Here is a 25,490-nt window from a genome sequence, read left to right on the forward strand (position 1 = left end):
ACTTCACTAGGGAATGACTACATAGTTGCTGAAGCCACCGCGCGGGTCCTTCAACCGCCCTGAGATGGCATTGTTAACGTCTGACAACGGGAAGGCCTCAGTCTCAAGGTAGCTGAGGTCCAGGGTTCCTGTCTCGACCATGTCTGCCATCTCCTGGCCCTGGGCTGCGGTGAACCAGTTCGAACCGATAATCTGCACCTGCTCGTCCATCAGCCACTTCATGTCCACTGGGACCTCGTCGGCAACTCCGCCGACGTTCACCACGCGGCCGCCACGCCGGACCCCCTTCATGGAGTCCACCATGGTTGCGGCGTCAGCCCTGGCCCCGAGCGCACTGATCACGAAGTGGGCACCGTCGCCCCGCGTCCGGGCCTTGGCCCACTCCCCGGAGGACTGCTCCCCGAGGTTCATGACCTCTATCCTGTTCGGGGCGAGCGCCTTCACGCGCTGGAGCAGCTCCGCGTTGCGCCCCGTGCCCAGGATCTTCGCAACGCCCATGCTCAAACAAAGCACGGTAGCAGCCACGCCCAAGGTACCGGTGATGCCGTCTATCAAGCCCACCGTGCCGGGTCCGGCATCGGCCAGGCGCAGGGCACCGTAAGCGGTGCCGATGTAGCCAAAACGGGCTGCCAGCTCAAACGGAAGGTTGTCAGGAATCTTAACCAGAGCCTGTTGTGGCGCGGTCATGAACTCACTGAACCCGCCGTAAGGGTAGAGATCAAAGATCCTCTGGCCATCGCGGGAGGTGCTGAAATACCCGTTGAGGGTGTAGTAGCGGCAGCGGCTGGGGGTTCCCCCGGAACAGGCGTAGCAGCTGCCGCAGGAGCGGAGCGGGCTCACATACACCCGGTCTCCGGGTTTGATGTTGATGACGGACTCGCCCACTTCTTCCACCACCCCGGTGGGATCGAGCCCGAAGATCGCCGGAAATTTGGGGATCGGTTGGTGCGGAAACCAAGTGGGCCAACTATTGATCACGTTGGCCATGTTCGGCACAATGCCGACGGCCTTGACCCTGACCAGTACATCCGTGGGTCGGGGCTTGGGTACTTCGATGGTGTCGATCGACATCGGATCGCCGATCTGATGCAGTCTGGCTGCGCGCATCGTCGCCATTGACGGCTCCTTCTGGGAAAAGGGTGTGGTTCTGGGGGAGGGAGGCAGGCAGCTACTTACGGTAGCTGTCCTCGAGTTCAATGCCGAGGAGGCCCATTATCCGGACGCCTGAGTTGTACCAGGCGATGGTCAACGTGAGCTCCACCATCTGCTGGTCATCGAGGTGCTTGGCTGCAGCTGACCAGCTTTCATCGGACACATTCACGTTGATGGTGGATTCACGCGCCAGCGCTATCACTGCGCGTTCGAGGTCATTGAACAACTCAGTGCTGGTGCCGTCGGCCACTGCGGCAAGCTGCTCATCCGTGAGTCCGGCTTTGAGGCCATGGGACTGGTGGTGCGCGATCTCATACTCAGAGCCGGTGGCGTGACCCACGGACAGGATGGCAAGCTCCCGCAGCTTCGGGCTCAGCAGGGAGCTGTCGCGCATGGCGTTGGCGTAGGAGAGGAACGCGTCGAGCAGCACCGGGGCGTTCGCCAGTGAGCGGAAGATGTTGGCTGTGGGCATTTTGCGTTCCGCCTCGATGCGGTCCCACAGCGGCTGCTGGTGGACCGAGACGGCGTCGTCGCGGGACAGGGAGGGAACTCGGGACATAGTGTGGTGCTCCAGTCGGGTTGGGGTGTCAGCGGGGCTGGCAATCAGGGGAGTTGGGGGCTGGCCAGGAACTTTTCCAGCGTCATGGGGGCAGGGCGGACAGCCGGGGACTTCAGTGGTGTGCCGACGAAGGGCGAGGCTTCGAAGTACCACTGTTCCAGGGCCGGCAGGCCCCAGCGTGCGTTGGTGCTCACCGATGCGGCGTCCCAGCGAACAGGCTCGGTCTCAAGATCGATGGTCTGGTAGTGGCTATTGAAGACCTCAACGCGGTGGCCGTCCGGGTCCCGGAGGTACGCGAACAGCATGCCGCCCGGGCCATGACGGCCCGGACCACGCTCCACCTGGTCGCCATAGCCCAGGATGCCGGCGAAATCGCAGGCGGTGAAGATGTCGTGGCTTTCCGAGACTGTGTAAGCGAAGTGGTGGAGGCTTGGACCGGCGCCGGGCACCATCGCCAGGTCGAGGCAGGTGCCCTTGCGGTACATAAAGGCTCCCACAAGTTCATCGCCATGCTCGAGGTACTCCGAGTTTCGGAATCCCAGTTCGCTGTAGAACGCGCACAACCCGTAGACGTCGGGCGTGAGCAGTTGGAAGTGGTCCAGCCGCTGGGCGTGGGCGCCTTTGTACTGCTCAAAGTTGATGTGCAGCCGTGGCCGGGTCTCCATGGTTGCGCACAGCTCCACGGGAGTGCCGGCGGGGTCTGCAACATGCAAGGTGCGGCCTTGATGTGGCATGTCCACCCACTCGGCCGGGAGTCCCCGCTCACGAAAATAGCTGTAGGCCTCGTCCAGGTCCTCTTCAAAGAAGACGCGGAAACCTATCCGGCGGGCGGTGCCGCCGTCTTTGCTCTTCTCCAGCACAAGGCTGTGATGACAGGCCTCGGCGAGGCCACGCAGGTAGACGGTGGAGTTGTCCTCCTCGGTCACCACCAGGCCGAGGACAGTGGTGTAGAAGTCACGGCTCGCGGCAAGGTCGGCGACATTCAGGCGCAGGTGGCTGGTTCGGGTGATGTTGAATGGCGGACGTAGATCGACCGGTGGCAGCATATTTGTCCATCTCCAATGTGATTTATGTCATGCTATCGTTAGCATCATTACTTTTAGGTTCGCGCAAGGGACGCAGCTTTTGGTTGGTAATTCGGTTTCAGGCGGAGCGCTCGCGCGATGCCGCGGAAGGTGGGGCAGTGCTGCCCCTTTGCACGAGCCAGCCCACTGACGCCGACTCGTAGGGGTCATTTCCAGCAGGCGGATTGTTGAGCCGGCGGATGAACCATAGGCCGCAGGAGGTGGCCACATCGCCGATGGGAAGGCTGACGGTAGTCAGGCCAGGCCCCCACCAGGAGAACCCGCTTTGATCGCCGAAGCCCACCACGGACAGTTCCGTCGGAACGTCGATGCCCATCTCCAGTAATCCGTCCAGAACGCCCACAGTGTGAAGGACGGAGCCAAGGACGACGGCGGTGGGCGGACTGGGTCGGTTCAGTAGCCGGCGGATGGCCTCCCGGGCGTGCTCGGGAGACGCCGGTGGGCCCAACTCGATAAGCTGCGAGCGTTGTGGAACGTTGCTTTCGTGCAGGGCCTGGCTGTAGCCTTCGAGCCGCTCCCGGCCTGTGGGCAGGTCGGCGGGCGCTCCGATATAGGCGATCCGGGAGTGGCCGAGATCGAGCAGGTGCGTCGTGGCATCCTTGAGCGCGCGACGGTCGTTGATGCCGAACCACTGGGCGCCCAGAGATGAATGCTTGCGCAGTAGTTGGACGTACGGCATTCCGCTCAGCATATTGATCGAATCGCTGTGGGGATTTGGGGTGGGGGCAATGACAACCCCTGCCGCACGGCTCGCCGAGAGCTCGCGAAGATGGCGCCTCTCAATGAGGCGGTCATCGAAAGTCTCGGCCAGCATCAGCTGATAGTCCTCGCCGGCCATGATCGTAGACAGCTCATGGGCAATCGTGAAGTAGAAACTGTTCCGGATATCAGGGATGACCAGCCCAACCACGTTGCTGGGAGCCCCGCGCATCATTCGTGCGGCATGGTTGCCTACGTATCCGAGCTCGGAAGCCGCCTGGCGCACCCGCGCCTTGGTCTGGTCGCTGATGCGCGCGTCATCGGCCAGTGCGCGGCCCACTGTGGAGACCGACAGCTGCAGGTGTGCAGCGATATCCTTGGTGGTGACCATCGTTCCTCCTGTGAAGCCGGTGAGCGGTTGCTATCGGGAACCGGGCTGGGATCAGTGTACTGATGCGGCCTGGACTGACGCGCCATCCCGAGCGCCAGCCCATTTCAACGTACTGGCATGAAGGCTCAAATCGTGCCAGCGACGAGGACTACTAGTGCTAACGATAGCACTCCTGCGGTAGTCGTCAAGGCGGATGACTTTTGTGATCAGAAGTACCAACATGCTCTTGACTCGGCCAGTGAGCGTGCTATCGTTAGCACAAGTTCCACATCTCGTCGCATCCAATCTGCACAGACTGCACGAGCAGAAACGGGCAGCTTCTATACACTGCGACGCACGAGGCGGGTCCCACCTGACCAGGGGAGGAGACTTCCGGGCCTGGTCAGGATCCGGCCACCTGCCGTACTTCATGTCATTCCGTTGATCATTGGCCGATTCGGCCAGCAAATCCACATGAGAACGAAATCCTCCCGACTAGGAGACAAAGATGTCCCACTCGACCCCCTTCGGCACAGGCCAGCCTTCGGCCCCAGCTGGACCTTCCACCGACCCCGCCGTGCCCACATACCCGGAACCCATGGACGCTATTTCCATGGATGCGGTTCCGTCCAGCCCTGCACCATCACGGGTCAAGGACAATCCCGAGGGCATGCCCACCAAGGTGGTTGCTGGTGTGTCGCTCGCGGTACTGGCCATCACATTTATGCTCAACGCGATGGACAGGCAGGTCTTCTTTCCCTTGCTGGGCACTATCAGCACTGAGTACGGGTTCAGCCTGCAGGCCGGCGGACTGCTGGCCACTATCTTCACCTTGGGGATGGCTATTGCAGGCATCCCTGCGGGGTTCCTGGTGGAGCGCTTCTCGCGCAAAACCGTCCTGATAGTCAGCATTGCGATCTACTCCCTGGGCACGCTGGCCACACCGCTTGCCGCTTCGTGGGGCGACATGGCCGTGTACCGGGTCATCTCCGGGCTGGGTGAGGGCATGCAGGCCGCAGCTCTGTTCGCCGCGGTCGGGTCGTTCTTCCACCTCCGGCGGGGCCTCGCCCTGGGTATATTGGGCTTCGCATTCGGCCTGGGTGCAACCTTCGGGCCCGCCCTCGGCATCATGTTCGCCGGCCAGTTCGGAACGTGGCGTGCGCCCTTTACGATCTTCGGGGCACTCGGTCTGCTGCTCGCAGTGGTGGTCGCGTTCACCGTCAGCCGCAAGTTCACCGAGCGGGCCATCAGCCTGACCGGCGTCGAAGGATCCTATGACTACATGCCGGACAGGGCGTACAACCGCAACTCCTTGGCGATCGCGGCTGCCGCCGGCTGCGGCTCCATCGCGCTCTATGGATTCCTGGGCCTGTACCCCACATTCCTGACCACTCAACTGGGCATTTCCACCGGAGAGTCCGCCGTGGCACTGAGTTTCGTGGGTCTGGGCGGCCTCGCCGGTCTGCTCGGGGGCTGGATCGGGGACCGGATCAACCAGCGGACCCTGCTGATCGTTTCCCTGGCTGTCATGGCGGTGCTCGGCGTGCTGATCTACCAGCTCAAGGCACCGTTCGCCTGGCAGTGCGTCTTCGCCTGCCTCATGGGGGTGTTCGGTACTGGCGTCTTCTTCCCCAACATGAACAGCGCCATCCAGCGGGCAGTCCGTCCGCACCAGGTGGGGCGCGCCGCCGGTCTCTTCGTCACCTGCTACTACGGATCGGCAGCCTTTTCCGGCTTGCTGTTCGCTGCGCTGGTGCCAAGCGTCGGTTGGCAAGGAGCCGGCCTGCTGCAGGTGACCGTGTTGCCGCTGGCGGCCGCCGCCATCATGCTGATCGTCCGGACTCCGCTCTTCAACAACGCGGTCCGCGCAGCCAGTCATTGATCACCCCGCTGATCACCAACTAAGGAGTTCCAATGATTGACACCGATCCGCAACGCCCGCCTGCCGGCGCGCTGGCGGGGATCATCGTCGCAGATTTCAGCAGGGTGCTGGCGGCGCCGTACGCGACGATGCTGTTCGGTGACCTTGGCGCCGACGTCATAAAGATCGAGCGTCCCGGTTCCGGTGACGATACCCGCCACTGGGGTCCGCCGTTTACCGATGATCATGAGGCGACGTACTTCCTGTCGGTCAACCGCAACAAGCGCTCCTTTACCGCAGACATGTCAGCGGCGGCCGACCATGAGGACCTGGTCGAACTGATTCGGCGCGCCGACGTACTGATCGAAAACTTCCGGCCGGGCACGATGGCAAGGTACGGGCTGTCCTACCACCAGATGGCAGAGATCAACCCACGGCTGGTGTACTGCTCCATCACAGGGTTCGGCTCCCACGACGCCGCGGCGGACCTGCCGGGCTACGACCTGCTGGTGCAGGCCGTCGGAGGATTGATGAGCGTCACCGGGCCGGCACCTGGTGAGCCGGTCAAGGCCGGCGTCGCCCTGGTCGACGTGCTGACGGGGCTCCATGCCGCGATCGGTGTGCTGGCCGCCCTGCGGGCGCGGGAGACAACAGGACGGGGCCAGCTTGTTGAGGTCAATCTGCTAGGCACTTTGCTGTCCAGCATGGTCAACCAGAGCGTGGGCTACACCGCCGCGGGCTCGGTTCCGGGCATCCTGGGCAACCGGCACCCGTCGATCGCGCCGTACCAGCTGTTTCCCGCTTCGGACAGGTCAGTGGTCATCGCTGTTGGCAACGACCGGCAGTTCACTCAGCTCTGCACCGCACTTGGCGTTCCACAGGCAGCAAACGATCCACGTTTCGCTACCAACGCTGCCCGCGTCGCCCACATCGATGAGCTCGACAGCATCATCACGGAACGGACAACCGGCGAAACCGCCGACCACTGGTACAGGTTGCTGTCAGCGCATGGGATTCCCTGCGGGCCGGTCAATAACATCGCCGAAGCCTTTGCCATGGCCGGCGAACTTGGTCTCAGCCCCCGCGTAAGCGTTGGAGCCGGCCACGACAACACCGACCGCGATGGCGTGGGCCAGGACAGCGTAGACCTGGCCGCCAATCCGATCACTTTATCCGACACCCCAGTGTCCTACCGCCGGCGCCCACCCCGGCTTGGGCAGCACGCCGACGAAGTCCGTGCCTGGCTCAACAGCCTGCCAGCCACAGATTCCCCACAACTCCACAACAAGAACACCAACGACCAGCCAATGGGAGCACACCCGTGATCGACCTCGCCACCGACTACCTTGACATCGACTCACTGCTCAGCCAACAGGAGCTCGACCTGCGCAGCCAGGTCCGCCAGTTCGTCGATGACCGCATTCGGCCCAACATCAACGCCTGGTACGAGGACGCGGTTTTCCCTCAGGACCTTGTCAAAGAGATGGGAAGCCTGGGCCTGCTCGGCATGCACCTGAACGGCTACGGCTGCGGCGGCCGCAGCGCCGTCGAATACGGAATAGCCGCTATGGAACTTGAAGCCGGCGATTCAGGCATCCGAACTTTTGTCTCCGTGCAGGGTTCCCTGGCTATGAGCGCCATAGCCAAGTTCGGGTCAGAGGAGCAAAAGCGGCAATGGCTCCCTGGCATGGCTGCAGGTGAGCTCATCGGCTGCTTCGGCCTCACCGAACCAACTGCGGGCAGCGATCCCGCCAGCATGGTCACCCGGGCGGAACGTGTTGGGCACGGCTGGGTGCTGAATGGGGCCAAGCGCTGGATAGGCCTTGCCTCCATCGCGGATGTGGCGGTCGTCTGGGCAGCTACCGACGACGGCATCCGCGGTTTCGTCGTCCCGACGGACACCGAGGGCTTCCTGGCCACCCCGATCCCGGACAAGCTGTCCATGCGGGCCTCAATCCAGTGCGACATCACCATGGAGAACGTCCAGTTGCCCGCCACTGCCGTACTCCCCGAAGTCACTGGTCTCCGGGGCCCCTTCTCCTGCCTCAACGAAGCCCGGTACGGCATCCTGTGGGGCGCCATGGGCGCCGCCCGCGATGCGTACCAAACCGTCTTGGCTTATGCCAACCAGCGGACCCAGTTTGGCAAGCCGCTCGCTGCGTTCCAGCTCACGCAGCAGAAGCTGGTGGACATGGTGCTGGAGATCCAAAAGGGGACACTGGTGGCCCTCCAGACCGGGCGCCTGAAGGACTCCGGACGGCTGCGTCCCGAGCAAATCTCCTTCGGGAAGCTCAACAATGTCCGGCAGGCAATTGAGATCTGCCGCTCCGCGCGCACCATCCTCGGCGGAAACGGGATCACGCTCGAATACTCGCCGCTGCGGCACGCAAACAATCTTGAAAGTGTGCGGACCTACGAGGGCACGGACGAGATCCACACCCTGATCATGGGCCGTGCCATCACCGGCATTCCAAGCTTCTCCTAGTCCCATGACTCAGCCCACGGAAACCGTCACCGAGATCGTCACGACCTATATGGACCACGCCGGTTTCCGCTTCGCGGTCCTAACCTTGGCTAACACGGGCAACCGGCCCGTGACACTGGGCCCGGCATCCCTGGCCCGGTTCAAGGCCGCTGTGCTTTCACTAAGACTGGATGGAGTTGACGCGGTCGCCGTTACAGGTAAGGGCGCGGTATTTTGTGCCGGCGCCGATCTGAAGTCGATGACAGAGGCCACCACCCTGGAGCAGGCAGAGAACGTGGCGCGCCAGGGCCTCGATGCGCTGGGCAGGCTGGCGGCGCTTCCCGTGCCAACTTTCGCGTTCGTCAACGGAATCGCGCTGGGCGGCGGGCTCGAACTGGCCCTCCACGCCGACTACCGTACTGTCGCAGACTCGGTTCAGGCCCTTGGCTTTCCCGAGGTCCGGCTCGGGCTGGTTCCAGCTTGGGGCGGCATACCGCGAACAGCAGCGCTACTCGGACCCGCCCGGACGGCCCGGCTGGTGGTCACGGATTCGCTCGCTGGCAAGAACCTGTCAGCCAAAGCCGCGGCTGGGCTTGCCTTGGTCGATACGGTGTTGCCGGAGGAGGGATTCCTGGTAGCGTCATTGGATTTTGCCGCCGGGATCCTCGCCGGCACTGCTGGAGCCCCGAGCCGCCCGGGCCCAGCCGAAGAGGAAGGGCAGCCCGCCGGGTTCGCTTATTCCACAGCGCTGGAGGCGGTCCTGACTCAACTCGACGCCCGCCTCCATGGTGCTGCGCCTGCTCCTTACCGCGCCTTGGACCTGATCGCAGCGACCGATGTCACCGCCGGCGCCGCTGCTCAGACGGCAGCAACGATCCGGGCCTTTGGAGAGCTACTGCTTTCCGATGAGGCGCGAGCAAGCATTTACGCCTTTCACCTCACGAAGTCCATGGCCAAGAGGCCCACGGGCAGGCCGGACGCCGAGCCGCTGTCCGTGCGCGCGGTTGGCGTCATCGGTGCCGGACTCATGGCCAGTCAGCTCGCCCTCGTCTTCGCCCAGCAGTTGCGCGTCCCAGTACACATCACCGATCTGTCCCAGGAGCGCATCGACTCAGCTTTGGGCCGGATCGGCGCGGACCTGGGCAAACTGGTGGACCGGGGGATCCTTCACGAAAGGGATGCGGATGCCGTCCGCGACCTGATCACGGGGGGCACGGACAAGGCCGCTTTTGCCGACTGCGACGTCGTCATTGAAGCAGTTTTTGAAGAACTCGAGGTGAAACGGGCAGTGCTCGCTGAGCTCGAACCGATGCTGCGGCCGGACACTCTGCTGTTGACCAACACCTCCTCATTGTCGATTGAAGCTATGGGTCACGGCCTCGCGCATCCTGAACGGCTGGTCGGTTTCCACTTTTTCAACCCCGTAGCCGTGCTGCCGCTGGTGGAGATCATCACCTCACCTCGCACAGACGATTCCTCGCTTTCGACGGCGTTTGAGCTTGCCCGGCGTCTACGCAAAGCCGCCGTGCTGGTCACGGATACGGCCGGCTTCGTGGTGAACCGTGTGCTGACCCGCCTGTTCAGCGAGATGCTCTCGATGATTGACGACGGCGCCGATCCCGCCACCGTGGACGGTGCATTGGAACCGCTGGGCCTGCCCATGACTCCACTGCAACTGCTGCAATACATCGGCCCGGCCGTGCAGTTGCACATCTGCAAGGCCATGCATGCGGCCTATCCGGCGCGCTTCCCAGTAAGCACCAGCCTGGCTGCGCTCGTCGCCTCCGGGAGCGCCGGCTATTTGGACGACGAAGGCGGGATTTCACCTGCCGCCGTCGACCTCCTGCCTGTGCCGAGGTCCGTCGATCCCGTCGCCGTCCAATACAGGATTCTGTCCGCGCTGGCCCAGGAAGTCACAGCCATGCTCGACGAGGGCGTGGTGGCCGGACCGGAGCAGATCGATTTGTGCATGATCCTCGGCGCCAACTATCCCTTCCATGCAGGAGGGCTGACGCCGCTGCTGGACCGGAAAGTTGGCACCACTTTCCACCCCGGCCTGCGCGTTTCCCAAGGAGAAGATATGAAGAAGACGTCAGATGTTGTGATCGTAGGGGCAGCACGCACCCCGCAAGGCAGGCTTATGGGACAGCTTGCATCACTGTCCGCCACTGAGCTCGGCGGCCAAGCAATCTCGGCGGCCCTGGACAGGGCTGGAATCCACCCCGATGTGGTGGACGCCGTCATCATGGGTCACGTCCTCCAGGCCGGGGCGGGACAAAATCCTGCCCGCCAGGCGGCCGTCGCCGGGGGGATTCCGCTTGGCGCCCACGCCTCCACCGTCAATAAGGTGTGCCTCTCCGGCCTGAGTGCCATTATCGAGGCGAGCCGCCTGCTGCAGTTGGGAGAAGCCGATGTAGTGGTGGCAGGCGGACAGGAGTCGATGAGCAACGCCCCACACCTTCTGGCAGGCTCGCGCGCCGGACATCTTTATGGAAACGCCGCCTTAGTCGACTCGGCGGCTCATGACGGACTTACCGATGCCTTTGACCACGAGGCCATGGGCCTGGCGACGGACCGCATAAATGAGGCTATCGGGATTGCCCGCGGGGAACAGGACAGGACTGCGGCCGATTCCCACCGCCGGGCTGCTGCCGCACAGGCGGCCGGGCTCTTCGACGCCGAGATCGTCCCTGTTAAGGTGCCCCATCGGGGCGGACAGACCGAACTGGCAACCATGGACGAGGGCGTACGCCCGAACAGCAGCGAAGAACTGCTGGGTCGGCTCCGGCCTGCCTTCTCACCCAACGGCACAATCACGGCCGGTAATGCCTCACCGCTCAACGACGGTGCGGCCGCCGTCGTCCTTACTACCCGCCGCTACGCGAATGACCATGGACTTGAGGTCCTGGCCGTACTCGGTGCCCCCGGGCAGACAGCCGGCCCCGACACGTCACTGCCGGACAAACCAGCCCGTGCAATCGGCAAAGCACTGGCAAAGGAGGGCTGGAACGCGGCTGAACTGGATTTCGTGGAGATCAACGAGGCCTTTGCCTCGGTAGCGCTCCATTCTGCCGCACAGCTTGGCGTCGGGATGGAGAGGATCAACATCAACGGCGGAGCGATCGCCCTAGGCCACCCTATCGGCGCTTCCGGTGCACGGCTGGTGGTCAGCGCCGCCTACGAACTCCTACGGCGCGGCACCGGCAAGGCAGCTGTCGGCTTATGCGGCGGCGGCGGCCAGGGGGAAGCCCTGCTCCTCAGCCGCTGAATAAGGGTTTGCCCTGCTCAATTTTCACGACTGCACAGCTGAACAACACCACCAACAGGAAAGAAGGGAACCGCCATGAAGTCCCGGCGGCTAATCAATCATCCGACAGGGAGCACTCCAACGGTCATAAGACTCCCACTGACATGCACTGAACACATCCCGCCCGAGATACAGTTGCTCGGCCCCTACGATGCTGATGCCAATGGCCAAATCACTCAGGCAGTTTTATGGCGCGCAAAGCCAAGTGGATCCGCCCATGTCAAATAATCTGCACGGAAAATTGTGCCATCACGGTACTGCCCCCGCTGAGCTCTGTACGAGCGTTGTATTGCCCGACCAGCATCCTCAACCAGCTATGTATACCGAACGCGGGCTGGAGAATCTTCCGCTCCCGTCCGCATCTGTGCACGAAGAGATCATGCCAGAGGGTCCTCTCCTCGGCTCGGCAGCGTGGATTGGATGGTGGTTCGAAATCTGATGTTGCACCACTTCGAGCGGCCAGGAACTCACTGGCTTCATCAAGATAGCCCTACCAACCATGGAGTCGCTGATATGACGGGTCGACGTATTGATGACTGGACTCATCTGGCCGGGCGCACCATTTGTGTACGGAGAGGGAGCCGGTATAGCCGGATTGGAAAAGTAGAGGCAGTAACACCAAAGGCTGACATGCTATGGATGCTTGGCGATGGTGTGGAACCTCGCGTTCTCTTCGAAAAATCGCAAGGCTACACAGCTTGGACTGTCACGGAAAGGGAGTTCAGCGCACCGATTGAGCAATTCGTCCTGACTGAGGGCCGCGCAATCCTCCAACGGCCCACAGCAGGGTGACCCGGCGCCTGGGCAGGATCGAATGCAGGTGTTCGTGTGTGCCCCTGACCCGATCAAAGGGCCACAGGGGCTGGCAGGGACGTGTTGGGATTCAGCCGTAAGAGCGGTGCGCTCCAGAAGAACTGGGTGCACCGGATGCAGGGGAAACCAAGGCTCGCCTGATGGGGGCTTTAGACCGCTGCTGAGCGTTCCCGGTGGGCCCGGACGTTGGCCCGGTTTCCGCAGACCTTGACGTCGTGCCAGGCGCCGCTGTTGTTTTTGGAGCGGTCGAAGAAGACGACGTCGCACGTCTCGCTCTTGCATGACTTCATGCGGCGTAGGACGCCTTCGAGTTGACTTTGGTGGCAGATGAGAAGCAGCGCCATCTCGAAGTACTGCCAGCCCTCCCCGTCTGGCCGGAGATCGATACCTCCGGTGGAGACTGCCATCACGGGACGATAGGCAGGGTTTTCGCCCAACCCAGTTCGTCGATGGATATCCATTGCTCGGTCACTGTGTCGGCCCATTCCTGGGCGGTGTCCAGGGTGGCGAGTAGGTCGGGGGGAGCTATGGTTCCCTCTGTGATGGTGTTGAGGAAGTCCTGAACGAGACCGAGGGTTCCGGGCGCGACAGAGAGCCCGTAGCGGGTGGTAGCGGGCCAAGCCATGTAGCGTCCGGATCCGTCAGTCATGGTCAGATGTTTCTCCCTACACTACTGTTCCGGCATGAGGTGCTTGGTGAACCATTGCAGGGCTGCACCGGAGGTGGCTTCGAATTCGCTGAGGTAGGCGTCAAAGTGTCCCCCGGGGAAGAGCAGCAGCTCTTTGGGTTCGAGGGCGCGCTGGTAGGCCTCCAGTGCCAGATCCGTTGGTGTCACCGTGTCGCTGTCCCCGACGATCATCAGCAGAGGCGTCGGTGAGATGCGTCCGATGAAGATCCCGGGTTCGTAGGCCCGCGCCGCCCGTGTTGAGCGTATGGTGACGTTGTTCTCCCAGAGCCCGTCGGGGATGGGTTGCAGGTAGAACGATACGGCTTCCGGATCGGTGTAGCTGGCAGGGACGGACCCGTCAGAGACCAGGGCGATACGGTGCGGTTCCTCACCGGCGAGTTGTGCGCGGTCATCGGCCGCGAACGAGGCCTGCAGTGCTGCCAGTTTTTCGGGGCTGACCCGCCGGAGTCCTTGCTGGTAGCCGCTGATGGTGGGCACTTGCGAGACGATCGCCTTCAACCGGGGTTCGGTAGCGCCCAGGACGAGTGCGTGGCCTCCCGAGTAGCTCGAGCCCCATAGCCCGATCCGGTCCGGATCTACTTCCGGGCGGGACTCAAGGTAGGTGATGGCCCTGCGCCAGTCTTCGATTTGCTGCCAGGGGTTGATGTCCTGGCGCGGTGTTCCATCACTTTCTCCGAAGCCGCGGTGGTCGTGGAAGAGCACGACGAAGCCGGCGCTGGCGAAGGCTTCGGCATAGGGGAGTGCGCCCTGTTCCTTGACTCCTCCGTACCCCATGGAAAGCGTCAGTGCCGGGTGTGGGCCATCACCTGTCGTGGGGATGTAGAGGTTGCCCCGAAGCTCAACGTCGCCGTCGGCACGGAAGCTGACCCGTTCGATCGTGAATTTGCCCTGGGTTTGCGATCGCGGCGTTTGGTGCTGATCATTGGACATGGCTGACTCCTTTGTCATTGTCAGTGCAGTTACTAAATCGGGGGGGACCCGTCGTGCCGGTGCTCTACATGTATCGTTCGACCGCCGATGGTCAGGGAATAGGTCTCCTCGCGCAAGACCATCAGCACTAGGAGGCCATTAGGCCGCCGTCGACGAGCAGGATGTGTCCGGTTACAAAATCGGAGGAACGCGATGACAGGAAAATCACCGGCCCGATCAGGTCCTCCACGTCACCGATGCGCCCGAGCGGAGAGAGCCCCTCGAAGAACTTCACCTGACCCGGTTGATCCGTTATTGCTTTGATGAACGGTGTGCGTACCAGGGACGGTGCAACAGCATTGACGCGGATGTTCTGCGGCCCCCATTCAACTGCCAGCGATCGCGTCATGTTGACGACAGCACCCTTGGTGGCCTGGTAAGCCAGGTTCGGGTACCACCCGCCGGACAGCCCCAGTGCCGAGGCAGTATTGACGATCCTGCCACCTCCGCCAGTGAACATAATTGCGGCCGCGGCCCGGGCGGCAAGCATCGATCCAGTCATGTTCACCGCGATCACCAACTGCCAGTCCGCCATGCTGAGCTCAGTGGTCTTCACACGCCGGTTGACGCCGGCGTTGTTGAAGAGCACGTCGAGTTTGCCGTGCTCGTCGGCGATCCGCGCGAAACCGTCGGTTACGGATGCCTCGTTAGTGACATCGATAGCGACCGCAGTTGCGCCATGACCAACTTCCGCGGCGGCCAATTCGGCGGCCTCCTCGTTGGCATCGGTGATGATGACGGTCGCGCCCACATCGGCGTATGCCGCGGCCAAGGTTTTTCCAATGCCGCTCCCGCCGCCTGTGACGACGACGACGTCGCCGTCAAGGCGGAAGCGATCGGTTGTCTCGTTCATGGTGTAGCTTCCTTGTCGGCGGGATTTAGTTGAGGGTGTTGTCGGCCAGCGCGCGCGCCTCCCGGCGACGTGACGCGACCCCGAGCAGGATCATTGCGATCGTTCCTATGAGGAGCGGGAAGCCGATTGCAAAGAAGATCTGCCCGGTGCTCCAGCCGAGGGAGAGCATGACGCCGCCGACAATGCCGCTGACAATGGTGCCGACGCGACCGAATCCGTGCATCCACGAGACTCCCGTACCACGGGCCCTTGTTGGGTAGACAAGCGCGGCAAGCGCGTTGACGCCCGTGTTCGTTGCGGGGAGAAACAGTCCCCAGGCGAAGGCGGCCACCAAGAGGCCGGAGAATCCGAGTGTGAACGCCGCGACAGCCCAGATTGAGAGGGAACCGAGGCAAAACATGACTCCGAGCACTCGGAAACTGCCGAGCTTGCCCATGGCGAAACCGACGAGCAGCGAGCCCACCGTGCCGCCCCAGCCGTACATTGCGACGATCACGCCGGCATCTGCAGCGGTCAGCCCGTAGGCATTGATGATGAGGGGCAAGTAGTTGACGAGGAGGTACGTGACCGAAAGCCCAATAAAGTAGCAGACCCATAGCAGGATGCTTGAGGCCAGGAACTGCTTGGACAGCACGACTCGGACGCCGCCCTCCCGTACAGGCTCGGCGCGATCGATGCCGAGGTTGATGTTCTCAACGTCAGCCGATGGCGAAATTGCCTGGAGAGTGTGCTTGACCATCTCGGGGGAGCGTTCCTTGAGCGCCAGGAAGGTAACCGACTCCGGGATTTTCCACGCGAGCAAGGGGATGATCGCGAGCGAGAGTATGCCTGCAGTGACCAGGAGCGCCTGCCATCCGAGGGTCGGAACGATTGCTGCTGCCAAGTAGCCGCACAAGATCACACCGAAAGTGAATCCGGAGAAGGCGATGGTAATGAGAGTGGAACGTCGCGCCGCCGGCACAAACTCGGCTACGAGAGTGACGATTGTAGGCAGGACGGCGCCGAGGCCAAGACACGCCAACAAGCGGGTGGCGCCAACCATCTCAACAGTTTGCGAGGCGGCACCGAGAAGCGTGAAGACTGTGAACCACGCGGTCCCCACCAAGATGATTGTCCGTCGTCCGAAGCGGTCGGCGAGGGGGCCACCGAGTATGGCGCCAACGGCCATACCCACTACACCGAGAGTAACCACTGCGGTAATCGCGGCAAGGGGCGTCCCCCATTTGGCCACGATCTGCGGAAAGACGAAACTCCACGCCTGGACATCGATGCCGTCGAGGGTGATCACCAGGAACGCAAGGACCACGATGGACCAGCGTCTTCTTCCTACGGGTTGCGAGTCGAGGAAACCCTGGATGTTCGTTTTCGCGGAGGTCGTATCAGTGGTCGCCACGATCGGCGAGGTTTTGTCAGAAGTAGCCACGATCGGCCTTTCTTGGGATCAGCATTGACCCGGTAGATGAGTGTGAGGGAACGTCTAATTCGTAGGTGACATGCACTGCGGATCTCTTAGAGAATCGAACGACCGCCGTCGATCACGAGTGTTTGACCGGTGATGTAGGAGCCGGCCGGCGAGGCGAACAGCAGGACAGCACCCACCACCTCTTCCGGTTCTGCGATGCGCCCGAGGGCCGTCTTGCGCGCGGCTGCGTCGCCGCGTTGGTCGTCGTCCCAGACGGGAGCGGCGAATGGTGTGCGCACGATCGAGGGAGCAATGCTGTTGATTCGGATGCCGCGGCTGCCCCATTCCGCCGCGATGCTTCGAACGAAGGCGTCCGTGGCTGCCTTGCCTGCGCCGTACGCGCCGAGCGAAATGCTGGCGCGAACTGAGGCAATGCTTGAAGTTGCGACTATGGACCCGCCACCGTTCTTCGACATCATCGGCAGGAAGCCACGCATCAGCTCGAAGTTGTTGAGGACCCCGCTGAAGAGGCGGTCGAGTTCCTCGCGGGTAGTCTGTTCGATCGGGCCCATCGGCGCAAATGGCGTGGCATGCGCAATCAGGATGTCGATGGGCCCGAATTCGTCGGTGACGGCCGCTGGGAACGAGCGCACGTTATCCGAACTCGAGAGGTCGCATGTTGTGCCCGAAACCTCGATACCGTCGCTGGCCAGCATCTCGACTGTGCTACTAACATCGTCCGCGTCGAAGCTCGAGATGATGGTGTCTGCCCCGTGCAGTGCAAAGGCTCGAGCGACAGCAAGTCCCATGCCGGAAGTTGCCCCCGTGATCACGGCGCGCTTGCCGCGGAGTTCAAAGGGGCTTCCGGGCGCAGTGGCCACCTGGTGCATTGAGGGCATGGGCTCGGAGAGTTCCTGTTGTCGTTGAGGGAATAGAGCGGCGTGATGGCCGCTCGCGATGGCTGAGTATCCATTGCCACTGGATGTCGTAGGTGTTGTGGAAGTCTCCATTGAATTCCAGTCCTGTCTAATTAGAGGAGAAATGATAGAAAGGGGTTTCGGATGACGTGCCAGGGCGGCCCCGATGACCTCGTTGCATTCGCCAATGCGTCCGACGGGGACCTTTCTGCTGGGCCGGCCCAGGCATCAAAGCCCTTGGCAATGGCCAGTCCCTTACCCGGCGTCGGGTCCGGTGACCAAAACTCTTCCCCGACATTCGAAGGGGGAATGGATCACTTCATGCCGCCGTTGTCCTGGTCCCTGAGAAACTTCAGGACATGTTCGCTGAAGGTTTCCGGGTACTGGAAGAGTGAGGCGTGTCCGGAGTCGGGGTAGATGATCAACTGGGCGTTGGGAATGCGCTGGGCCATTAGGAAGGAGTTCGGGGTGGGCACCATGACGTCATTGGAACCATTGACGACCAGGACCGGGTGCTGGATGTTCGCCAGCTCCGGCAAGGTGGAGCCGTTGCCTTCCCACCAGTCAACGATGGCGGCGCGCTGTTTTGCGCCGGCCTCGGCAGTTACATTGGCGCGCCCGGGACGCTCGGGAGTGTAAATGCGGTCCATGTAGGCGCGGGTTGCGGCTCTGCCGGTCCCTTTACCGTTGAACCACAATGCCTGGAAGGTGAGTTCCGGGTCTCGTACTGCATTCACCCAGTGTTCAACCTCCGGCCCGGGGTAGGTGGCTCCTTCGCCGCCACCAGGACCCGTACCTACGAGGATGATGTTCCGGACCAGCTCCGGCTCGGTCAGGGCGATGCGCTGGGCGATGTACCCGCCCATCGAGAAGCCAAGCAGGTCCGCCTTCTCAACACCAAGGGATTTGATGAACTCGATGGCAGTCTTGGCCATCTCGGTAATGTTGGCCCCAACCTCACCGTCGCTGAAGCCCACGCCGGCGTTGTCGAAGGTGACCACGCGGCGATCCTGGGAGAGCAGTTCGATGACAGTGGGATCCCAGTCGTCGATGCTTCCGCGGAACCGGCTGAACAAAACCAGCGGAACGCCGGATTGGTCTCCGAATTCGCGGTATGCCAGCCCAGTGCCGTCAACGTCGACAGAGCGCACAGGGGTAGCAAGGTACAGAGAGGACATGCCTTTCCTTTCAGATTGGGAATGCAGGGGCAATGCCCGACAGCCGCAATGACTACATTCTCGGTAGTTACTTCGGAAGTCACTACGTTTTCAGTAGTCGATGGTGATGCGTGCAACATTATTCCGTGGCAGCGTGGCTGTCAACGATTGGATTCAGCATCCCATCCGCGAACTTTCCTACCTTTCCACCCAGGGCATCGAAAGGTCGATGTCGGAAACCAGATTGCCGCCGCCGAAGCTCATGTTCTCCAGCGGAATGGCATGCATAAGCAGAGTTACATCGTCCTGGTCGACGCCCACGCGTTCCACTGCGTAGCGGGTGACCAGCTCGGCGAGCCTGCGCTTCTGCTCGATAGTCCTGCTGTCACCGAAGGTTACGGTCACGATCAAGCGCCGGTCGGACCTTTTTTGGGCCGGGAATGTTGGGTGGATGAAGAGCTCATCCACGCCATGCTCGCTGATGACGACAAAACGATCATCCATGGGCGTTTCCATCGCTTCATGAAGCGCAAGATTCAAGGCATCGGCAAGAGCACGCTTCTCCTCGCTTGAGAATTTTTGAGCTGGAATATACGCGTGAAATATGGGCATAAAACTTTTCCTTTGTAGTTGCTGGGCTTGAACAGCGTTCGAAGTGGAACTTCCAGCGAATCGAATCAACAATCGCCGGGAACATGGCCTGAAGGCCAACCGCGGCCGAGTCGCGAAGGGGAATGTAGCGAACGCGATGGCCTCCGGATCGCACTTACTCCATTTTCGATAGTTACTCGGGGGGTTGCTACGTTTTCAGTAGTAAGTGGTGATGGCAGCTACATTATTCCGTCACAGTGCGCCTGTCAACCCCTCACGTTGACTCATGGAAAAGGTCCTCGGCGGGGCATAGGTTGCCTCGTTGAAAAAGGTCCGGTTGGGGCTGGTCGTGGACATCCTTGGCAATGGAGGTGCGACCCGTGCGGGCCCGGCCCGCTCTCGCACCGTTTTATGGCGCGGGTCGTTGAGTTGGTCGTGTGTTGGACCGTTCTGCTGGCGCCGGCCAGCAAACGACTGGCGCCGACGGCTGCCTGAGTTGGTGCCGACGCCCCGGCTCCGGCATGGTGCAGACCAGACCGCCGTGAACTTCGCCGATGCGCCGGCTAACGGCTGGAGGCGCCTGACCCGACGGTTACGGGCTCGCTGAACCAGCGGGATATGACGTTCTGGGCATAGCCTGAGACCATAATGGGGTCAGCGGCATCGGGCGTGCGGGCGTGTTCGTATCCCCAGTTATCCAAAACCTTTATCAGCACCTCGAGTTCCTTGCCAGCGGACGTCAGCTTGTACTCGAACCGGGGAGGCCTTTCGTTGTACAGAGAGCGCTCGAAAATGCCCGCGTCCACCAGAGTGGCCAGCCTCTTGGACAAAACCGTGGGCGAGATGGAGAGACTCTCCAGGAATTCGTCGTAGCGGCTCTTGCCCCAGACAACGGCGTCCCGGATGATCAGCACGCTCCATTCGTCACCGATGGCTTCGAGAGCATGGGCGACGTTGCATTTCATGCCGTCAAAGCTGCTTCGGCTGCGCATTGTCACACCGCCTTTCTGGGGTTGACTCAATAACTGATCTACCGATGTAACTCCTGAGTTGATAGTTATCATACCCGAAGGCCCGAAATTCAGTTCGGAGTGAGAGTCAGCCGCACGATGGGTCCCAGACAGGAGTGCCTGGCTTGAAGGAACCCAAGTACCGAGGGACAGTCCCGTTATTGCGTAGGAGCGTGGCGCACTATAGAGGGGCCCTGCCGCAGGGGTGGGGGAGTAGGCGTCATGACTTGTCAGCCATGACGATGATCCGTACTCCGTTCATCACGAACGAGCCCCTCATGCTTCATATTTCGACGGGTCACCCGATTGAGATTCCGGCCTTTTGGTCCAGCGCGTATCCCTGGCCTGCCAAGTATTTGAAAGCACTCCACGTTGGCGAAACCAACTGGCAGCCATACTGATGATGGGCGGCGAACGATGGCCGCCGCTTCGCTCCCGCTCGAAATACGGCGGGGCCGCCACAAGACAGACATGCCAGTTCCTGTCGGGCTGCTTTTTGTTGTTCCGGGAGAAGAACCGCGAACTCCGGGGCGGTCCATTCCGTGCCATCCAAAATGTTCTTTGCCATGTACACGGCGCCTCCTCGTGTAGTTGTCATGGACAGTTGAGCGATGTGCTGCGGCCCAGGTGAGTCGGGCCCCGCCAACGTAACGGTGCTTTCAAAGCACGTGACGGTGGCGGGGCTGGCCCTTTGCTCCGGGTTGCAGGTGCAGTGCAGGCTTCAGGATTTGGAGCTTGGTCGTCCAGGGATATGGCTAAGAATAGATTTGGTGAAGCCACCGTCGACACAAATGTCTTGCCCGGTGACGTAGCCCGCCAGAGGGCTTACGAGAAACTCGATCACGTTGGCAATGTCCATGGGATCTCCAATTCGTGCCAAGGGGATGATGTTTTCCCTGGCCTTCTTGATTTGGGGATCGGCGTACATTTTTTCGGTCATCCGTGTGTGAGTCATTCCGGGGGAGACCACATTGACGCGAATTCCTTCAGGCGCCCATTCCAACGCGAGAGTTTGGGCCAGCATCGTCAACGCGGCCTTACTGGGGCTATAAGCACCTGATCCTGCGTGTGGTATCTGGCCAGACATTGAAGAGGTAAAGCAGGCGGATCCGCGGCTCTGCTTCAAATGCGGGTGGCTTGCTTTGGCAAGAAGCCACGGTCCGCGAAGGTTGACGGAGAACATTTCGTCCCAGTCCTCGATTGTCACGTCACAGATAGCACCAGGATTTGCGATCCCGGCATTCGCTACCAGGGCGTCCAACCCACCAAACTCCGCTACCGCAGCTTCCACCAATTGACTTGGTACATCCGGATCGCCGAGGTTGCCCGCCAGTGCTATCGCGGTACCGCCCATTGACTGGATCGAACGCACCACCTGGTCTTGGTTGCCGTTCGATTCGTGTCCTGCCACTGCGATCATGGGGTGTACGCCGCGGGCAAGAGCCGCCTCTGCGATTCTTAGGCAGGCAGATGCTCCTATGCCGCTGCTTCCACCACTGACCAAAGCTCTCATTAAACGTCGTCCTTATCATCGGTTCACTTGAGAAATACTTCTATTGCTTGAGAATCAAGAGCTGCCCAATTTTACCGGCCACCTGATTCGCAATGTGAACTATTTAGAATTTCTAATTCGACCTACGGGCCCGCAGGCGTCCCGATCGCCAAATCCGGGTTAATTGGCCAGTTCCCAGCCCCGATCCTTGAGGTCCTGCATCGCCTTCTTGAATTCTTGTTCGGGGTTTTCTTCGCGAATAATCTCGAGAACTACGTTGTTGACGCCGCACGTTTCGCTGACCGCCTTGCCCAGTCCATACCAGTCAATCACTCCCGTGCCGATCGGATCATGACCCCATGTGTCAGTACCCGTATCGGAAATATGTACCAACCCAATTAGCTCGTGATGGGAGAGCAAGCTTTGTACGGGGTCTTCACCTATGTAGGCGGCGTTGGCGACGTCATAGACGATCTTGACGGCGTCGTCGTTGATTGTCTTAACGACGCCTGCCAGGTCCTGGATCGTGGGGGTGAAGCAATACGGAGTGTTTTCGAAGAGGAGTCGCGTGCCCGCCTGTTTGGCCAGCGGAATCAGGCTTTCCAGGCTCTCGTACATCCACCCGTAAGTCTTTTCAAGAGAGGGCGAAATCATAGGGCGTCGCGTCCCGGGGGAGATCACCACCTCCGGGACCTTCCAAGCTTCGGCCAGCTCAATCACTGACTTGATATGCTCGATACTCTTCCGGCGCATATTTGCCCCGGGACTGGCCAGATTGATGTCGTATCCACCGGCATTCAGCGACCTGATATCGGCGCCGTAGCCATTGAGCCGGCTGTAGATCGCGGACCGCTCGGGGCCGGAGATTTCCTCCGGCCAGCAATGTGGAGAGCTAATTGGGACTTCAAAGGTTTTGTGCCCGTTTTCAACCAACTCGGCAATCGCATCAATTGCCGAGGATGACCACAGGTAGGAAAACGTATTGATAATCATTTGGTTCACTTGGAGAGTTCCTCTCAGTTCTGAGCCAACGTGGAACGAACTTTTAGATAGCACGTACTGTAAATTTCGATCCCACCCGGCAATTTGCTGCGCGAGCCGGCGGCCCGGTAAATCGGGGTCACCCGCTGATGCCTCGTCGGGCTGTGCCGGCCTTCAAAGGACAGGCGCGCCTAACGGCCAGGCCTGCCCTAGCTGGTACGCGAGGACGTGCTTGAGACCAGGTGTTCGCCTTCGAGTACCTCAGGGTCGGCAAGCGCCACGGTGGCGCGGTCACCGCGGTTTCCGGTCTCCGGCAGCGTGAAGTAGACCGCGAGGCAGATAGCGACGACGACGATCATGTAGACCGCGACAAGCATTGGCTGCCCGGCGCCGACGAATGCGGCCGCAATCAGCGGAGCGGTACCCCCGAAGACGGCAATCACGATCTGGTGTGCGAAGCCGATGCCCGATACGCGGACGGAGGCGGGGAACAGCTCGGCCTGAATGGTCGGATAGACCGACTGCCAGATACCGAGAACAACCCATCCGGACGCCGATACGAGGACGTAAACGCCGAAGCCCGGCTGGTTCAGGAGCAGGAGCAAGGGGTAGAAGAGGACGATCATGCCGATGGCGCCGATGATCGGAAAGATCTTGCGTCGGCCGAGACGGTCGGAAAGCGCGCCGCATGCCGGCACGATGATAACCAGCAAGGCCAGCCCAATAACACTGCCGGCCAGTGTGGAAGCGAGGTCCCGGCCGGAGGTCAGCTTGGCGTAGGTGGGGAGGAACGTGGCCCAGGTGTAGTAGGCCACGGCCGGAGCAGAGAGCGCTGCTGCCTGCAGCAGCGCCTTGGGGTGTTCGCGAAGCAGGTCCATCAGGCGCGCAGCTGCGGACTTTTGATCGACAAGGCTCCCTGCTTCAAATTCAGGGGTTTCTTCCGCGCGGGACCGCAGGATGAGGCCTACGATGCCGAGGATGCCTCCAATGACGAAGGGGATGCGCCAGCCCCACGCCGCAAGGTCTGCCGGTGTAAAGGATGATGTGACCATTGCAGCGGCCCCTGTTGCCGCGAGGGTCGCCAGACCGCTTGCCATGTTGGTGAACGAACCGAACAGGCCCCTCCGGCGCGCGGGAGCGTGTTCAACCATGAATGCGATGGCGCTCTGTCCCTCGCTGCCGGCCGAGATTCCCTGGAGGATGCGTGCAACCAGGAAGAGTACAGGCGCTGCGTAACCGATGGTTGCAAAAGAAGGAGTGAGGCCAATGATGAGCGAGCCGAGGGCCATTCCGGAGATAGACAGTGTAAGAATGACCCGCCGGCCGAAACGATCGGCCAGTGGCGAGACGATGATTCCGCTGAGCGGGCGTACCACGAACCCGACCGCGTAGGTGAGCAGTGCTGCGATGAGGGAGGCGAAGGGGGAATCGCTGGGGAAAATCTGTGACGAGAACACGGCCGCCAGCAGTCCATAAATGTACCAGTCGTACCACTCAACGAAATGGCCGATCGTACCGGCCACCATGTTCAGTGTGCGACGAGGATGTTCAGACGCTTCGGGTCGCTCCGAAGTGCCGGAACTGTCAACGGCTTCCTTTGAGGTCTTCATTGAACTCTCCATGTTTTCACGTTTAGTGCTGTGGGTATATTGCGGGTTCCCGGACACGTCGGTGTGCGGGTTTCAGCCGGCTGTAGATTTTGTTGGCCCGTTCGATGGAATTCCAACGCCGGGCAGCCGGGCAGCGCGGTGGGCGCTGCTGGGTTTTGAAGCGGAAAGAAGCATATGCAACATCCGGAATCTCCAATGAGATCGGTTGCTGAGATCGGTTGCAGTCAACGATACGGATGCTATGTGATCATTGTCAATGTGTTTTGCCATAGCTTTGCTCGGATCCAACATGCGGTCGTTTAGGAGCAGGGCTCAATCGACGGGAAGGGGCGCCTCGTTATTGAAGTCCAGGTATTCCACGCCGGACCAGGCGCACTCCAAGCGGCCATATAAGGACCAATATTCATCCCAGTGGGCAAGTTTCCACTGGTCTCGTTCCAGTCCGCGGCGGATAAGCCGAGTACGCAGAACGTCTTTAGGCACCCGTACCCGGACTACGGTGATCGTGGACGTTGGCCAGTGGAAGCTGTCTGCCGTGCGGGTCAAATAGTCAGGGTCCCCAAAATAGGCCCCAAAAGGGGCGTCGAGGACTACGGACCTGCCTAGGCGCAGGTTCACTCCCGCCACATCCATGAGTGTCTCGTATTCAAGTGGCAGCAAATTGTCCCGGTAGTAGTCGTTGGACTCCCGGTCGGTGGGATCGTGTCCGGTCGCGGCCAGGGCGAATTCGACAAATCGCCCGCTGACCCGGTCCTTGTCCAGGTACGCGGCCTCATGGTCCTTTGCCGTTTGCTGGGCAATGGTCGTTTTCCCCGAGCCAGCCGGTCCTATGACAATGAAAACCTGGGGGGACATTAACGGCGGGCCTCTGCTACAGCTGCGAGGAAAGCCCGGGCTGCCTCGCTGACGCGGGTAAAGTCGCCGTCCGGCTGCCATGCCTTGGTCACATAGCTCCCCACGCCGACGCCTGCCACACCCGCGGCAAACCACTCGCCCACATTGTCCAGGGTTACGCCCCCAGCCGGCATGATCGGCAGGTGCGCCAGCGGTGCCAGCACTGCTTTCGCGTAGGCGACTCCGCCAGCCTCGGTGGGGAAGAGCTTGAGGATGTCGGCACCTGCCTCGGCGGACTCGACGAGTTCGGTTGGCGTGTAGGCTCCGCTGATTGTTGGCACTTGGTACCGGTTTGCTGTCCTGATCATGGCAGGGTTCAGTTGGGGGCTGACCAGGAACTCGGCGCCCGCCCGGATGCACTCGTATGCGGAGTGCTCATCAAGCACTGTCCCCGCCCCGACCGCCACGCCGCTGGGTCCGTGTTTTGCGGCCAGGTGGCGTATCACTTCAACGGCCCCCGGAATGGAAAGAGTAATTTCCAGGGCCCGGAAGCCTCCTTCGATGGCAGCTTCAGCGACCTGCTCGGCAAGTTCGGCGCTCTCCAGCCGCACGATGAGGACGGCTCCTGATTCATGGATGGTTTGCAGAGTGCGAAGTTTCTTATTCATAGCTGGCC

Annotated in this window: 22 protein-coding genes and 1 pseudogene; 5 read left to right on the forward strand and 18 right to left on the reverse strand. The window is 61.4% G+C overall.

Annotation, left to right across the window (positions count from 1 at the left end):
- Nucleotides 1-6 precede the first annotated feature (6 nt).
- The 4 genes from AC6I99_RS10475 to AC6I99_RS10490 all read right to left on the reverse strand — a co-directional run bounded on the left by AC6I99_RS10475 (nt 7) and on the right by AC6I99_RS10490 (nt 3,886).
- Complete coding sequence (locus AC6I99_RS10475; RefSeq protein WP_497945196.1) at nt 7-1,116, reverse strand: alcohol dehydrogenase catalytic domain-containing protein; 1,110 nt, start codon at nt 1,114-1,116, stop codon at nt 7-9.
- Between the two features lie 52 nt (nt 1,117-1,168).
- Nucleotides 1,169-1,711 (reverse strand): carboxymuconolactone decarboxylase family protein, encoded by a 543-nt coding sequence (locus tag AC6I99_RS10480; RefSeq protein WP_497945195.1) that lies wholly within the window; start codon nt 1,709-1,711, stop codon nt 1,169-1,171.
- 44 nt (nt 1,712-1,755) lie between these two features.
- Nucleotides 1,756-2,757 (reverse strand): VOC family protein, encoded by a 1,002-nt coding sequence (locus AC6I99_RS10485; protein ID WP_497945194.1) that lies wholly within the window; start codon nt 2,755-2,757, stop codon nt 1,756-1,758.
- Nucleotides 2,758-2,854: 97 nt separating this feature from the next.
- Complete coding sequence (locus AC6I99_RS10490; RefSeq protein WP_497945193.1) at nt 2,855-3,886, reverse strand: LacI family DNA-binding transcriptional regulator; 1,032 nt, start codon at nt 3,884-3,886, stop codon at nt 2,855-2,857.
- Between the two features lie 487 nt (nt 3,887-4,373).
- Here AC6I99_RS10490 and AC6I99_RS10495 point away from each other — a divergent pair, with 487 nt between their 5' ends.
- The 5 genes and pseudogenes from AC6I99_RS10495 to AC6I99_RS10515 all read left to right on the forward strand — a co-directional run bounded on the left by AC6I99_RS10495 (nt 4,374) and on the right by AC6I99_RS10515 (nt 11,458).
- On the forward strand, nt 4,374-5,747 hold the full coding sequence (locus AC6I99_RS10495; RefSeq protein ID WP_497945192.1) for an MFS transporter: 1,374 nt from the start codon (nt 4,374-4,376) through the stop codon (nt 5,745-5,747).
- Between the two features lie 32 nt (nt 5,748-5,779).
- Nucleotides 5,780-7,051: a CaiB/BaiF CoA transferase family protein gene (locus AC6I99_RS10500; protein ID WP_497945191.1), complete on the forward strand. Its 1,272-nt coding sequence runs from the start codon at nt 5,780-5,782 to the stop codon at nt 7,049-7,051.
- Complete coding sequence (locus AC6I99_RS10505; RefSeq protein ID WP_497947119.1) at nt 7,051-8,211, forward strand: acyl-CoA dehydrogenase family protein; 1,161 nt, start codon at nt 7,051-7,053, stop codon at nt 8,209-8,211. Before AC6I99_RS10500 ends, AC6I99_RS10505 begins: the two co-directional genes overlap by 1 nt.
- Nucleotides 8,212-8,260: 49 nt before the next feature.
- Nucleotides 8,261-9,982, forward strand: a pseudogene (locus AC6I99_RS10510) (3-hydroxyacyl-CoA dehydrogenase NAD-binding domain-containing protein); the annotation flags it as partial.
- Nucleotides 9,983-10,270: 288 nt separating this feature from the next.
- Entirely contained in the window at nt 10,271-11,458 is a 1,188-nt protein-coding gene (locus AC6I99_RS10515) for an acetyl-CoA C-acyltransferase (RefSeq protein WP_497961954.1), read from the forward strand.
- A gap of 1,001 nt (nt 11,459-12,459) precedes the next feature.
- Here the strand turns inward: AC6I99_RS10515 and AC6I99_RS10520 are convergent.
- From AC6I99_RS10520 to AC6I99_RS10585, 14 genes are all read right to left on the reverse strand, one after another.
- The gene (locus AC6I99_RS10520; protein ID WP_497945190.1) at nt 12,460-12,717 is read right to left on the reverse strand and encodes a CGNR zinc finger domain-containing protein; all 258 of its coding nucleotides are present in this window, start codon (nt 12,715-12,717) and stop codon (nt 12,460-12,462) included.
- Nucleotides 12,717-12,959: a hypothetical protein gene (locus AC6I99_RS10525; protein WP_497945189.1), complete on the reverse strand. Its 243-nt coding sequence runs from the start codon at nt 12,957-12,959 to the stop codon at nt 12,717-12,719. The genes AC6I99_RS10520 and AC6I99_RS10525 overlap by 1 nt, the downstream gene beginning before the upstream one ends.
- 21 nt (nt 12,960-12,980) lie before the next feature.
- Entirely contained in the window at nt 12,981-13,928 is a 948-nt protein-coding gene (locus AC6I99_RS10530; protein ID WP_497945188.1) for an alpha/beta hydrolase, read from the reverse strand.
- Nucleotides 13,929-14,055: 127 nt separating this feature from the next.
- Complete coding sequence (locus AC6I99_RS10535; protein ID WP_497945187.1) at nt 14,056-14,820, reverse strand: SDR family NAD(P)-dependent oxidoreductase; 765 nt, start codon at nt 14,818-14,820, stop codon at nt 14,056-14,058.
- A 25-nt stretch (nt 14,821-14,845) separates the two neighbouring features.
- Nucleotides 14,846-16,243, reverse strand: coding sequence for an MFS transporter (locus AC6I99_RS10540; protein ID WP_497945186.1), 1,398 nt, complete (start codon nt 16,241-16,243; stop codon nt 14,846-14,848).
- 86 nt (nt 16,244-16,329) lie between these two features.
- The gene (locus tag AC6I99_RS10545; protein WP_497945185.1) at nt 16,330-17,121 is read right to left on the reverse strand and encodes an SDR family NAD(P)-dependent oxidoreductase; all 792 of its coding nucleotides are present in this window, start codon (nt 17,119-17,121) and stop codon (nt 16,330-16,332) included.
- Between the two features lie 332 nt (nt 17,122-17,453).
- Complete coding sequence (locus tag AC6I99_RS10550) at nt 17,454-18,317, reverse strand: alpha/beta fold hydrolase (RefSeq protein ID WP_497945184.1); 864 nt, start codon at nt 18,315-18,317, stop codon at nt 17,454-17,456.
- A gap of 177 nt (nt 18,318-18,494) precedes the next feature.
- Nucleotides 18,495-18,908: a tautomerase family protein gene (locus AC6I99_RS10555; protein ID WP_224090036.1), complete on the reverse strand. Its 414-nt coding sequence runs from the start codon at nt 18,906-18,908 to the stop codon at nt 18,495-18,497.
- 542 nt (nt 18,909-19,450) lie between these two features.
- Entirely contained in the window at nt 19,451-19,879 is a 429-nt protein-coding gene (locus AC6I99_RS10560; RefSeq protein WP_224167393.1) for a winged helix-turn-helix transcriptional regulator, read from the reverse strand.
- A 739-nt stretch (nt 19,880-20,618) separates the two neighbouring features.
- Entirely contained in the window at nt 20,619-21,410 is a 792-nt protein-coding gene (locus AC6I99_RS10565) for an SDR family NAD(P)-dependent oxidoreductase (protein WP_224090039.1), read from the reverse strand.
- Nucleotides 21,411-21,569: 159 nt separating this feature from the next.
- Complete coding sequence (locus AC6I99_RS10570; protein WP_497947113.1) at nt 21,570-22,382, reverse strand: sugar phosphate isomerase/epimerase family protein; 813 nt, start codon at nt 22,380-22,382, stop codon at nt 21,570-21,572.
- 197 nt (nt 22,383-22,579) lie between these two features.
- Entirely contained in the window at nt 22,580-23,980 is a 1,401-nt protein-coding gene (locus AC6I99_RS10575) for an MFS transporter (protein WP_497945183.1), read from the reverse strand.
- Nucleotides 23,981-24,292: 312 nt separating this feature from the next.
- Entirely contained in the window at nt 24,293-24,835 is a 543-nt protein-coding gene (locus tag AC6I99_RS10580) for a P-loop nucleotide/nucleoside kinase family protein (protein ID WP_497945182.1), read from the reverse strand.
- Nucleotides 24,835-25,482 carry a bifunctional 4-hydroxy-2-oxoglutarate aldolase/2-dehydro-3-deoxy-phosphogluconate aldolase gene (locus AC6I99_RS10585; RefSeq protein WP_224090041.1) on the reverse strand — a complete coding sequence of 216 codons (648 nt, stop codon included), beginning with the start codon at nt 25,480-25,482 and terminating at the stop codon, nt 24,835-24,837. The genes AC6I99_RS10580 and AC6I99_RS10585 overlap by 1 nt, the downstream gene beginning before the upstream one ends.
- Nucleotides 25,483-25,490: the final 8 nt, after the last annotated feature.

Source organism: Arthrobacter sp. TmtSoilC77 (assembly GCF_059739415.1).

What these genes read in the sequence shown, in the direction of transcription:
- AC6I99_RS10530 (WP_497945188.1), bottom strand. Translation starts at nt 13,928, where the DNA reads ATGTCCAATGATCAGCACCAAACGCCGCGATCGCAAACCCAGGGCAAA.
- AC6I99_RS10555 (WP_224090036.1), bottom strand. Translation starts at nt 18,908, where the DNA reads ATGCCCATATTTCACGCGTATATTCCAGCTCAAAAATTCTCAAGCGAG.
- AC6I99_RS10575 (WP_497945183.1), bottom strand. Translation starts at nt 23,980, where the DNA reads ATGAAGACCTCAAAGGAAGCCGTTGACAGTTCCGGCACTTCGGAGCGA.
- AC6I99_RS10485 (WP_497945194.1), bottom strand. Translation starts at nt 2,757, where the DNA reads ATGCTGCCACCGGTCGATCTACGTCCGCCATTCAACATCACCCGAACC.
- AC6I99_RS10545 (WP_497945185.1), bottom strand. Translation starts at nt 17,121, where the DNA reads ATGCCCTCAATGCACCAGGTGGCCACTGCGCCCGGAAGCCCCTTTGAA.
- AC6I99_RS10535 (WP_497945187.1), bottom strand. Translation starts at nt 14,820, where the DNA reads ATGAACGAGACAACCGATCGCTTCCGCCTTGACGGCGACGTCGTCGTC.
- AC6I99_RS10500 (WP_497945191.1), top strand. Translation starts at nt 5,780, where the DNA reads ATGATTGACACCGATCCGCAACGCCCGCCTGCCGGCGCGCTGGCGGGG.
- AC6I99_RS10565 (WP_224090039.1), bottom strand. Translation starts at nt 21,410, where the DNA reads ATGAGAGCTTTGGTCAGTGGTGGAAGCAGCGGCATAGGAGCATCTGCC.
- AC6I99_RS10585 (WP_224090041.1), bottom strand. Translation starts at nt 25,482, where the DNA reads ATGAATAAGAAACTTCGCACTCTGCAAACCATCCATGAATCAGGAGCC.
- AC6I99_RS10515 (WP_497961954.1), top strand. Translation starts at nt 10,271, where the DNA reads ATGAAGAAGACGTCAGATGTTGTGATCGTAGGGGCAGCACGCACCCCG.
- AC6I99_RS10480 (WP_497945195.1), bottom strand. Translation starts at nt 1,711, where the DNA reads ATGTCCCGAGTTCCCTCCCTGTCCCGCGACGACGCCGTCTCGGTCCAC.
- AC6I99_RS10475 (WP_497945196.1), bottom strand. Translation starts at nt 1,116, where the DNA reads ATGGCGACGATGCGCGCAGCCAGACTGCATCAGATCGGCGATCCGATG.
- AC6I99_RS10560 (WP_224167393.1), bottom strand. Translation starts at nt 19,879, where the DNA reads ATGCGCAGCCGAAGCAGCTTTGACGGCATGAAATGCAACGTCGCCCAT.
- AC6I99_RS10495 (WP_497945192.1), top strand. Translation starts at nt 4,374, where the DNA reads ATGTCCCACTCGACCCCCTTCGGCACAGGCCAGCCTTCGGCCCCAGCT.
- AC6I99_RS10580 (WP_497945182.1), bottom strand. Translation starts at nt 24,835, where the DNA reads ATGTCCCCCCAGGTTTTCATTGTCATAGGACCGGCTGGCTCGGGGAAA.
- AC6I99_RS10520 (WP_497945190.1), bottom strand. Translation starts at nt 12,717, where the DNA reads ATGGCAGTCTCCACCGGAGGTATCGATCTCCGGCCAGACGGGGAGGGC.
- AC6I99_RS10490 (WP_497945193.1), bottom strand. Translation starts at nt 3,886, where the DNA reads ATGGTCACCACCAAGGATATCGCTGCACACCTGCAGCTGTCGGTCTCC.
- AC6I99_RS10550 (WP_497945184.1), bottom strand. Translation starts at nt 18,317, where the DNA reads ATGTCCTCTCTGTACCTTGCTACCCCTGTGCGCTCTGTCGACGTTGAC.
- AC6I99_RS10525 (WP_497945189.1), bottom strand. Translation starts at nt 12,959, where the DNA reads ATGACTGACGGATCCGGACGCTACATGGCTTGGCCCGCTACCACCCGC.
- AC6I99_RS10570 (WP_497947113.1), bottom strand. Translation starts at nt 22,382, where the DNA reads ATGATTATCAATACGTTTTCCTACCTGTGGTCATCCTCGGCAATTGAT.